The following is a 10034-nucleotide window of genomic DNA, read 5'->3' as shown; positions in this document are numbered from 1 at the left end:
CGGGGTTGTGAGCCACAGACCCGAGACTCAAGATCCAAGAAACACGCCCTAGGCGAGGTCGTTGCCACGAATCCCAGAAAGGGCGGAGCGGGTACCGTCGCGGTCGAGGCTCATGCCGGTGGCGTGGAGGTCTTGAATGCGCGCCCGCTGTTCCGACGTGACAGGGCATCCGTGAGGCGCAATCCGGCCACCTCCTGTCGTGGCGGGGTGTGTGGGGGCATGCTGGTCGGATCGTTGTCCCCCGTCGGAGGGTTTCCGGGATGCGTGCGGTGTTAGCGGTTGTTCCGTTGGTGTTGGTGGTGTCGGCGTGCGGTGGCGCGGGGCTGGGGGTGCCGGCCGAGGAGACGTCGCCGTCGGAACAAGGGGAAGAGACGGTGGGGATCCCCGTGCATCTGACCACGAGCACGGGGCGGGCGGCGGCTAACCACGACGGGGTGTACTGCGCGTGGGTGGGAACGTCGTATGTGCTGCGCGATGCCGAGGGGGTGATCGTGGCCGAGGGGGATGTGGAGTCCAGCATCGAGGGCGATGCTCAGGTGGGTGGGGAGCAGGCGCAGATCGGAACGGTGCGCGAGTCGGATCCGTATGAGTGCCGGATGGACTTCCGGATCGAAGACGTTCCTGTGTCGGACTTCTACGAGATCGCAGTGTCCACGGACGTGCTTCCACTCCTGGAGGGGGAGGAAGCGGCCGGGGAGTTGACGGCTCAGGACACCTTCTCCTTAGAGGAGGGAAAGTTGCCTGATGTGGAGCTGGAGTTCTCCGGGTGATGAGATGGCTGACCCGGTCCGGTGCGACCTTCGGCGTACGGGGACCGTGTGGTTGTGACCCGCGCCCGCGCTGGTGGGCATGACGCGGGTAGACGCCGCGAGCCTGCGTCTTCCTTTTCCGGTGAAGTGCGACGAATCTGATTGGCCTTCACGGAAGACGCCCGTTTCCGCTCCCCTCCGATCCGCTACCCGGCCTCGCCCTCCACGAGTTTCTCGACCTCGTCGATGAACGTGGTGTGGTGAATGCCCGTATAGACCTCTTCGATCTCGTCGATCGGTGAGTCGCCGATGACGGCGATCGGACAGTCCTCCGCCCCGGCCGGGACGTCGCCCGTGGCGACCTCGTCACCGGTGTGCAGGGCGTACGCCGTGTACTCGTAGGTCCGCGCGTACAGCGGGTACTCCTGTCCGCCGGTGTACGCGCAGGTGTCGAGGCGCTCGTCCTCCTGGGGGCCGGGGCGCAGGCACACCACCAGCTCGACCTCCTCAGGGGTTTCGGGAAGCCACTTGGTGTAGCTCGGGCTGTCCTTGAGCTTGAAGTCGGCAAGGTGGGCGTTGTTGGACGGGACATCGGCGAAGACCGCGGCGGGGTGCGGCCCCCCGCCCGCGTACTCGGGCGCGGCCGGGTACCCGGCGACGGACTTCTCCTCACTTGTCACCGTCAGCTCCTCGTTGGGGCCGGGGCCGCAGTAGACGTTCAGGTCCTCCATCTCCTTCGGGCTGGGCGTGAGGAGAGTGGAGGAAGGCGACGGGGACGGTGACGGAGACGCCGGGTCGGCACCGGCGGCCTGCCCGCCGCCGGTGCAGCCGGCGACGGCTGCGACCAGGACCACGGGGGCGACGCGTGCCGCGGCCCGAAACCGCCGGGCATTCCAGGGGGAGGGGGGCTGGGGGTTGGACACGGAGGCGATCCTTTCCGGGGGGGGGCGCGCCCACTCTTCCACGAGACACCCGTCCGGGACCTATGGGATCTTTCAGCACGGGAGTGGGCCGTCCGCCGTTCCTCCCCTGACATGCGGCGGACACCGGAATCCCTTGTCGGGACGGGCTTCTCGGGCTCCGGACCGGTAGATTGGTGCGGTGGGCCCGCTCCGGCGACGGCGGCGCGGGCCGCGCGGAATCGGGACCGCTCCGGGAGAGATCGGGTAGAGCGCACATGGACATGAACGTGGTCTGGGGGGTGCTGTTCGGGCTGCCGATCCTGGCGATCATCGTGATCATCGGGTTCGCCCGCTACCAGGCCTCAGAAGTGCAGCAGGACGGCCGGGACGACCGGCCCGAGGAGGAGTGAGCCCGGCCGGTGAGGCACCGGCCGGGCCGCGGGCACCGGCCGGGGTCAGGCACCGGAGCCCGGCGGCGCGTCGAGCACCGTGGGCACGTAGTCGAGCAGCTGGAGCCGACCGTCGAAGGTGCGGCTCTCCACCAGGTCGAGGGTGATGTCGGGGTAGGCGTCGAAGATGCGGTCCCTGCCGGTGGCGCCGGTGATGACCGGGAAGATGACCACGCGGAAGCGGTCCACCACCCCGGCGCGCAGCAGCGACCGGCACAGGCTGAGGCTGCCGATGGTGCGCAGCGGCCGCGTCTCGGTCCGCTTCATCTCCCGCACGGCCTCGACCGCGTCCCCCGCGACCAGTTCGGAGTTCTTCCACTCCAGCGGCGCCTTCAGGGTGGAGGAGAACACCGCCTTGGGCAGCGCGGTCAGCTGGGCGAACCCGGGGTCGTCGGGCGCCTCGGCGGCGAATCCCGACATCAGCCGGTAGGTCGTCGCCCCCATGAGGGCGACGTGCTCCTGTCCGGCCTCCTCCTCGATCAGGGCGAGGTACTCGGGCCCCTCCATCCCCCAGAAGCCGGGCCACCCCTCCGCGGCGCCGTAGCCGTCGAGGGAGATGATGAAGTCCACCATCAGGGTCGCCATGGTTCCTCCTTCTGCCTGGGGGCTCCCGGCCCCCGTGTCCGGCCGTATCGGTCGATGGCCTCTCCCTCCTTGACCGGCCCCGGCACCGAAACTCATCGGCGCCGGGGCCAGGGGACCGGTCCTAGGCGTGCTCCCGCTCCGGCGGCGGCCCGCCGACAGGGCCGAGGGGGCCGCGCGGGCCGGGGATCCTGCTCCCCACGCCCCCGTCCGCGACCGGCACGAACGCGCCCTGCAACGGGTCCAGCACCCGCACCTGGGCGGTGTCCAGGTCGTAGAACATCCCGGTCAGCTCCAGCAGCCCCTGCTCGCTGCGGCGCCGCACCGCGGGGTAGGTGAGCAGGTGCTCCAGCTGCTGCTCGACGTTGGCCTGCGCCAGCGCCCGCAGCGCCTCGGCCCCCGGCGCCGCCTCCAGCGCCTCGCGGGGCGTGCGCTCCAGCGCCGCGCGCCCGTGGCCGAGCCACCGCCGGAGCCGGTCGGCGCGCACCGCCTCCGGGGCCTCGTGCACACCGTCCAGCAGCGCCTTCATCGCACCGCAGTGCGAGTGCCCGCACACCACGACCGACGGCACCTCCAGCACCTCCACCGCGTACTCCACGGCCGCGCCCACCGACGCGTCGTCCCCCCGGTCGTGCGGCGGGACGAGGTTGCCGATGTTGCGCACGGTGAACAGGTCGCCGGGGCCGCTGGCGGTGATCAGGTTGGGCACCACGCGCGAGTCGGCGCAGGTGATGAACAGCGCCGTGGGGCGCTGCCGGTGCGCCAGGCGGCCCATCATCGCGCGCATCCGCCCGGCGGTGCTGGAGTGGTACTCCTGGGCCCCGGCCACCAGCAGCCCGGTCGGCGGGGCGGAGCTGTCGTAGCCGCCGCGCATCCGCCAGGGGGCCCACCAGCGCGCCAGCCCGCCCGGCGCGGTCTTGCCCACCGGCGGGGCCTGCATGCTGCTGCGCTCGTACCAGTTCTCGTGCACCTCGTCGATGTCGACGCTGCCGCCGGTGCGCTCGTGGTCCACGCGCCAGGCGTGGATGGACTCGAAGGCCGCGTGGTCCATGAAGTCCACGTGCAGGTCCAGGTCGACGTGGCAGCCGGTGGGGAGGGTGCGCAGCATGCGGGCCACCCGCGGCACCCCGAGGAAGGTCAGCGACCCCTGCACCACCACGTGCCAGCGGCCGTCGCGCTCCTCGGTGAGCACGGTCAGGCGGGTCAGCCGCCGCAGCGACACCGCCAGCGCCAGGGCGAAGCCGATCAGGACGCCCTCCAGCAGGCCCAGCAGCACCACCGAGGCCAGGGTCACCAGGTAGACGCTGGCCTCGTGGTGGCGGCGCAGGTCGGCCACGTGCCGGGGGCGCACCATCTGCGCGCCGATCATCACCAGCAGGGCGGCCAGCGCCGCCATCGGGATGAGCTCCACCGCCGGGGCGAACAGCAGCACGAACACCACCACCCACACGCCGTGCAGGGCGGCCGCCATGGGGGTGCGGGCCCCGGCGCGGGCGTTGGCGGTGCTGCGCACGATCGCCCCGGAGACGGGCAGGCCGCCCAGGGCCCCGCTGGCCGCGTTCGCGGCGCCCTGGCCGACCAGTTCGCGGTCGAGCCGGATGCGGGGGCCGTCGTGCAGGCGGTCGGCGGCCAGCCCGGACAGCAGGGACTCGACGCTGGCCACCAGGGACACAGTGACCACCCCGATGGCGACCCCGTGCACGTCGGCGCGGTCGGGCAGGACCGGGCCGGTCCACCCCTCGCCCATGGAGGCCAGCAGCGACACCCGTTCCACGTCCAGCCCGGCGGCCACCGCCGCCGCGGTGGCCGCGGCCACCGCCACCAGCGCGGCGGGAACGGCGCGCAGGGCGCGCGGCCCGGGCAGGCGCGGCCACAGCAGGAGCAGGGCGGTGGTGAGCGCGCCCACGGCGACGGCGGGCAGGTGGGCCCCGGCCAGGGCTGCGGGCAGCTCCCGGATGGCGGCCACGGCCGAGCTGGGCGGGTCGCCGCCCAGGACCACGTGGACCTGGGCCAGGGCGATGGTGACGCCGACCCCGGCGAGCATGCCGTGGATGACGGCGGGCGAGACCGCCAGGGCGGCGCGGGCGATGCGCACGGCGCCCAGCAGCGCCTGGAGCACCCCGGCCAGCAGGGTGATCAGGCACATCACCTCCCAGCCGTAGCGCACCACCAGGTCGGCGATGATGACGGTCTGGGCGGCCGAGGGGCCGGTGACCTGGATGCGGGAGCCGCCGACGAGCCCGGCGACGACGCCGCCGACCGCGGCGGCGATGATCCCGGCCATCAGCGGCGCCCCGGAGGCGGCGGCGATGCCGAGCGAGAGCGGGACGGCGACGAGGAAGACCACGAGCGAGGCGCTGACGTCGCCGACGGGGTTGGAGAGTAAGGGCAGCGAGCGGAGCCGGGCGGCGGGGCCCGGACGTCCTGGATGGCCGGCGTGTGCTCCCGGGGCGTCGTGACGCATGTGTCCCCCTCGATCGGGTGTGACGAACTGGCGCTCTGGGGACAGCGGCCCACCGGTGGACGAGGACGCGGGGGTGCGCGGCGCCGCACGAGGGCGGCACGCCGCACGGCCACGCACCGGACGCTGTCAATCACTAAATGTAATCAACCGCGGATGGGAAAGTGTGGCCGCGGACGTGATCTTGATAACCATTTTTCACGTCGGAGGAGGCGGGGCCTGCGGTTTCGTCCGCAAACGCCCGCCTTCGCCCCCGTTTCACCGGTCGGTGGGGTCAGTCGGCGGCCTGAGCCGTGCGGGAGCGCGCGGTGAGGAACGCCAGCGTCGCCATCACCAGCAGCACGGGCACCGTCAAGGCCATCACCGGTATCCGGTCGTACCAGGCGAGCCCGGCCGCTCCGATCACGAGGAGCACGGCCACGGCCACGAGCCGGGAGCGGGCCACCCGGCTGAAGCGGGACCGCAGGAACAGCAGGTTGCCCGCCAGGTAGACCAGCGGCCCCCCGACCACCACCAGCACCGTCGCGGGGTCGAGCCCGTGGTGGGAGATCCGCAGTTCGATCGAGACGGCGACGAGGATCGCCCCGAACACCATCAGCGCGTGCGCGTAGGCGAACGCGAAGCGCAGCGCCCCCGTCCCTCCCTGGCCGCCCGCGACGTCGTGCCCGGCCAGAGCGAAGTAGTTCCACCACAGCACGGTCAGCCCGATGAACCCGGTCAGCAGGCTCAGCAGGACGCCCGCGTCGGCGACGCCCTCGTCGGACAGGGCCCCGCCCATCAGCAGGATGGACTCGCCCAGCGCGATGATGAAGACCAGCCGGTTGCGCTCGGCCAGGTGCTCGGGGTCGGTCTGCCAGCGGTCCATCGGGGCGCTCACGAGCCCGGGGATCGTGAAGTTCACCAAGGGCGCCGCGTAGTCGATGGCCACCGCCAGCAGCCACACCCACAGCCGCTCCTCGGGCGGCAGCACCGCGCCCACGATCCACACCACACCGGCCAGAGCGGACCAGGCCACCAGGGCCCGGTAGTTCGCGGCCAGCCGCTCGCCCCTGAAGCCGACGATCATGAACAGCGGGCGGACGATGCCCATGAAGACGAAGCACCCGGCGAACAGCAGCCCCGAGTCGGCGAAGGCGTAGGGGATGGCCACGGCCATCCCCAGGGAGGCGAGCATGAGCACGGCGTTGAGCAGCTGCACCCGGGTGTTGTTCGGGTTCAGCCAGTTCATCGCCCAGGCGGTGTAGTTCCATCCCCACCAGATGGCGGCGAAGACGACGGCGGTCTCGGCGAACCCCCTCCAGGTGAGGTGCTCGATGAACAGGTGCGATATCTGGATGATGGCGAAGACGTAGACCAGGTCGAAGTAGAGCTCGACCGGCCCGACCTCGGAACGGCGGTCCGCGCGGCGCCCGATTCCGCGCCACGGCGGCGGGGTGGTTTCAGTGGCCATGGGCTCATGGTGGAACGCCCCGGGGCGCGAAGCACCTCTCACGGGGCGTGTCGTCCGCTCCGGCGCCGCCGGACCCCGGTCAGGGCCTCGGCGCCAGGCGCACCGACGGATCCAGGCACCACTCCAGGACCGAGGGCCACGGGCCGTACCCGTCCGGGACGGCGATGTGCCCCGCGCCCGGCAGCAGGTCGACCTCGCACCCCATCGGCTCGCCGTAGGCGTCGGCGGCGCCCTCCGGGCAATAGGGGTCGCCGTCCGAGCAGACCAGCCTGGGGGCCGCCGCGGCGGGCCTGAGCGCCTTCAGGTCCAGACCCGCCGGGGTGAACCCGGCGACGGCGTCCCAGTCGAACACCGAGGGCCCGGGCGGGGCGACCAGCAGCACCCGGTCGGCCGGGGGTTCGGCGCGGTCCGCGGCCACGTGCAGCCACGCCACGCACGCCAGGCTGTGGCAGACGACCACGCGCTCGCCGCGCATCATCCCCAGCTCGGCCTCGACGGCCCCGGTCCACCCGCGCAGGGTGGGCCGGTCCGGGTCGGGGAGCTGGGGGTAGAAGACCTGCTCGCCCCGCTCCCGGAGGCGCAGCGCGAGGTCGTGCTGCCAGTGCTCGGCGGGGCGCCGGTTCTCCACCCCGTGGAGGATCAGGAAGCTTCGATTCCACATGAAGGGCAGCATGCCGGACATCTCCCCGGGAATCGCTAACGATTCGGCCGCACCGCCCCCTACGCCTCCAAGTGGTGCGTGTCGTTGAACGACCTCAGCAGCATCGGGCCGTCGCTGAACACGTCCACCCTCGTCACGCTCGACACGTCCACGTGCATCCGGTACAGCGCCTCCACGGGCGCCCCCAGGGCCTGGGCCACCAGCGCCTTGATCGGCGTCACATGCGTCACCACCAGCACCTTCCGGCCCCGGTGGCGCGCCGCCACCTTGTCGCGGCCCTCCCCCGCGCGGCGCACCGCCGCCGCCAGGCTCTCGCCTCCCGGCGGCGCCGCCTCCGGGTCGGCCAGCCACCGCGCCAGGTCCTCGGGGCGGCGCTCCTGCACCTCCCCGAAGGTCATGCCCTCCCACTCGCCGAAGTCGGTCTCGCGCAGCCCCTCCTCGGGCTCGACCTCCAACCCCAGCTCCCCGGCGACGATGCGCGCGGTGTCCATGGTCCGCCGCAGCGGCGACGCCACCACGGCCTCGATGCCCTCCCCCGCCAGGCCCCGGGCGGCCCGACGGGCCTGCTCGCGCCCGGCCTCGGTCAGGTCGATGTCGCCCGTCCCGGCGAAGCGCCGCTCCACCGACATGGGCGTCTCCCCGTGCCGCAGCAGCACCAGCCGCGTCGGCGCCGTGTCCGGCTCGGCCGACCAGCCGCTCCCCGAAGGCGGTCCCGCAGGAGTCGCGCGCGCGGCGGGGGGCGCCGCGCCGTCCCCGCCCAGGCGGACCGGGCGGCCCTCGGCCGCCGCGTCCATCGCCTCGTTCGCCAGCGCGTCGGCGTCCGCGTTCTCCGCCCGCGGCACCCACTCATAGACCACCGCCCCCAGGCCGGCCGCCGCCTCCTTCGCCCGCTCGGCCAGCGGCCGCATCGCCGGGTGCTTGACCTTCCAGCGCCCCGACATCTGCTCCACCACGAGCTTGGAGTCCATCCGCGCCACCACCGACGCCCCCGCGTCGATCCGCGCCGCCGCCTCCAGGCCCGCGATCAGGCCCCGGTACTCGGCCACGTTGTTGGTGGCCGTGCCCAGCGCCTCGGCCGCCTCGGCCAGCACCTCGCCCGTCCCGGCGTCGCGCACCAGCGCGCCGAACCCCGCCGGGCCCGGGTTGCCGCGCGACCCGCCGTCGGCCTCGACGATGAGGGCGCGGCCCATCACAGCCCCGACTCGGTCGTGCGCACCAGGATCCGGCGGCACTCCTCGCACCGCACCACCTCATCGGGCTCGGCCTGGCGGATCTGCCCCAGCTCGGCCGTGCTCAGCGCCAGCTTGCACCCCTCGCACCGGCCGTAGCGCAGCGCCGCCGCGCCCACCCCGTACTGGTCGCGCAGCTTGGTGTACAGCGCCAGCAGGTCGTCGGGCACCTCCGCGGCCACCCGCTCGCGCCGCTGGGCCTGGGAGGCCCGGTCGCCCTCGATGTCGATCATCGCCGCCGACCGCCGGTCCTCGGCCGCCTCGCGCTCGCCCCGGGCGTCCTCCAGGTCCTTGCGCAGCCGCGCAAGCTCCGCCTCGGCCGCCTCCCGGCGCTCCATCACGCCCAGCACGACCTCCTCCAGCTCCTCCTGGCGGCGCTGGAGCGAGGCGATCTCCGACTGCAGCGACTCCAGCTCCTTCGGGGAGGACACCTGCCCGGCGTCCAGGCGCTTGCGGTCCCGGTCGGAGCGGGTGCGCACCTGGTCCACGTCCGATTCGGCCTTGCGCTGCTCCCGGTCCAGGTCCGACAGGGCCGTCTCGGCGGCCAGCACCCGGTCCCCCAGCCCGGTGATGCGCCCGTCGAGCGCCTTCACCTCTTCGGTCTCGGGCAGGGTACGGGCCCGGTGCGCCAGCTGCGCCAGCGCGCTGTCGATCTCCTGCACGTCCAGCAGGCGCATCTGGTGTTCGGGTTCGGCTTTCACGTGTGCTCAGGACTCCCTCGGAACGCCTGGGACCAGGCGTCGGTGACGGTGGCGGATACGCGGGTCTCCACGGTAGCCCCCCGGGCGCTCAGTACGCCCCGCAGCCGCTCGGCGCCGTCGGCCAGCCAGGGCCACTCCCCGGCCCAGTGCGCGACGTCGAGCAGCGCGGGCCCGCCGTGCTCGGCGAACTCCGACGCCGGGTGGTGGCGAAGGTCGGAGGTGAGGTAGGCGTCGACCCCGGCGGCACGGGCCGCGTCCAGCAGCGAGTCGCCCGACCCTCCGGAGACCGCGACCTCGCGCACGGTCCGCTCCGGGTCCCCGGCCACCCGCACGCCGCCCGCCGTGTGCGGCAGCCCCGCCGCCGCCAGCTCGGCGAACTCGTGCAGCGCCATGGGCCGCTCCAGGCGGCCGATGCGCCCGATGCCGCGCCGCCCCTCCGGGTCCGAGGGGTCCGGGTCCAGCGGGCGCAGCTTCCCGACCAGGCCGACCGCCGCCGCCAGCGCGTCCGACACCCCGGGCCGCGCCGTGTCGGCGTTGGTGTGCGCCGTGTACAGCCCGATGCCCGACTCGATCAGCCGGTGCACCAGCCGCCCCTTGGGGGTGGTGGCGGCCACGCTGGTCACCCCGCGCAGCAGCAGCGGGTGGTGCGTCACCACCAGCTCCGCACCCCACGCGGCCGCCTCCTCCACGACCTGGGCCACCGGGTCCACGGCGAACAGCACCCGCCGCACCGGGCGGGCGGGGTCGCCGGCCACCAGGCCCACCGCGTCCCAGGCGGCCGCCCACGAGGGCGGGTACAGCTCCTCCAGCGCGGACGTCACATCGTGCAGGGCCACCTGGGTGCTCGGAG

The 10034-nt window shown here is 73.5% G+C and carries 10 protein-coding genes; 2 read left to right on the top strand and 8 right to left on the bottom strand.

Annotation, left to right across the window (positions count from 1 at the left end; genetic code table 11):
• Nucleotides 1–290: 290 nt before the first annotated feature.
• Nucleotides 291–770, top strand: coding sequence for a hypothetical protein (locus O4U47_RS23215; protein ID WP_408639016.1), 480 nt, complete (start codon nt 291–293; stop codon nt 768–770).
• A 185-nt stretch (nt 771–955) separates the two neighbouring features.
• On the opposite strand, the gene O4U47_RS23210 is transcribed toward O4U47_RS23215, so the two are convergent.
• Entirely contained in the window at nt 956–1480 is a 525-nt protein-coding gene (locus O4U47_RS23210) for a hypothetical protein (RefSeq protein WP_270680063.1), read from the bottom strand.
• Nucleotides 1481–1926: 446 nt separating this feature from the next.
• Here O4U47_RS23210 and O4U47_RS23205 point away from each other — a divergent pair, with 446 nt between their 5' ends.
• On the top strand, nt 1927–2061 hold the full coding sequence (locus O4U47_RS23205) for a hypothetical protein (protein WP_270680062.1): 135 nt from the start codon (nt 1927–1929) through the stop codon (nt 2059–2061).
• A 45-nt stretch (nt 2062–2106) separates the two neighbouring features.
• On the opposite strand, the gene O4U47_RS23200 is transcribed toward O4U47_RS23205, so the two are convergent.
• The 7 genes from O4U47_RS23200 to O4U47_RS23170 all read right to left on the bottom strand — a co-directional run bounded on the left by O4U47_RS23200 (nt 2107) and on the right by O4U47_RS23170 (nt 10020).
• Complete coding sequence (locus tag O4U47_RS23200; protein ID WP_270680061.1) at nt 2107–2685, bottom strand: dihydrofolate reductase family protein; 579 nt, start codon at nt 2683–2685, stop codon at nt 2107–2109.
• A gap of 121 nt (nt 2686–2806) precedes the next feature.
• Nucleotides 2807–5146: a SulP family inorganic anion transporter gene (locus O4U47_RS23195; protein WP_270680060.1), complete on the bottom strand. Its 2340-nt coding sequence runs from the start codon at nt 5144–5146 to the stop codon at nt 2807–2809.
• Nucleotides 5147–5417: 271 nt separating this feature from the next.
• Nucleotides 5418–6593, bottom strand: coding sequence for a low temperature requirement protein A (locus O4U47_RS23190; protein WP_270680059.1), 1176 nt, complete (start codon nt 6591–6593; stop codon nt 5418–5420).
• A 79-nt stretch (nt 6594–6672) separates the two neighbouring features.
• Nucleotides 6673–7254, bottom strand: coding sequence for an RBBP9/YdeN family alpha/beta hydrolase (locus O4U47_RS23185; protein ID WP_270680058.1), 582 nt, complete (start codon nt 7252–7254; stop codon nt 6673–6675).
• Between the two features lie 59 nt (nt 7255–7313).
• On the bottom strand, nt 7314–8444 hold the full coding sequence (locus tag O4U47_RS23180) for a bifunctional RNase H/acid phosphatase (protein ID WP_270680057.1): 1131 nt from the start codon (nt 8442–8444) through the stop codon (nt 7314–7316).
• Nucleotides 8444–9184, bottom strand: coding sequence for a zinc ribbon domain-containing protein (locus tag O4U47_RS23175; protein WP_270680056.1), 741 nt, complete (start codon nt 9182–9184; stop codon nt 8444–8446). The genes O4U47_RS23180 and O4U47_RS23175 overlap by 1 nt, the downstream gene beginning before the upstream one ends.
• Nucleotides 9181–10020, bottom strand: a complete 840-nt coding sequence (locus tag O4U47_RS23170; RefSeq protein ID WP_270680067.1) for a Nif3-like dinuclear metal center hexameric protein — start codon at nt 10018–10020, stop codon at nt 9181–9183. The genes O4U47_RS23175 and O4U47_RS23170 overlap by 4 nt, the downstream gene beginning before the upstream one ends.
• Nucleotides 10021–10034 lie beyond the last annotated feature (14 nt).

The sequence above is a fragment of the Nocardiopsis suaedae genome, assembly GCF_027706745.1.
Taxonomy (GTDB): Bacteria; Actinomycetota; Actinomycetes; order Streptosporangiales; family Streptosporangiaceae; genus Nocardiopsis_A; species Nocardiopsis_A suaedae.
The sequence above is the reverse complement of the archived record's forward strand: the minus strand, read 5'-3'. Positions and strand labels throughout refer to the sequence as shown.

Excerpts from the sequence above, each read along its gene's own strand:
- O4U47_RS23210 (WP_270680063.1), bottom strand. The coding sequence starts at position 1,480 with ATGGAGGACCTGAACGTCTACTGCGGCCCCGGCCCCAACGAGGAGCTG.
- O4U47_RS23205 (WP_270680062.1), top strand. The coding sequence starts at position 1,927 with ATGGACATGAACGTGGTCTGGGGGGTGCTGTTCGGGCTGCCGATCCTG.
- O4U47_RS23200 (WP_270680061.1), bottom strand. The coding sequence starts at position 2,685 with ATGGCGACCCTGATGGTGGACTTCATCATCTCCCTCGACGGCTACGGC.
- O4U47_RS23195 (WP_270680060.1), bottom strand. The coding sequence starts at position 5,146 with ATGCGTCACGACGCCCCGGGAGCACACGCCGGCCATCCAGGACGTCCG.
- O4U47_RS23190 (WP_270680059.1), bottom strand. The coding sequence starts at position 6,593 with ATGGCCACTGAAACCACCCCGCCGCCGTGGCGCGGAATCGGGCGCCGC.
- O4U47_RS23185 (WP_270680058.1), bottom strand. The coding sequence starts at position 7,254 with ATGTGGAATCGAAGCTTCCTGATCCTCCACGGGGTGGAGAACCGGCGC.
- O4U47_RS23180 (WP_270680057.1), bottom strand. The coding sequence starts at position 8,444 with ATGGGCCGCGCCCTCATCGTCGAGGCCGACGGCGGGTCGCGCGGCAAC.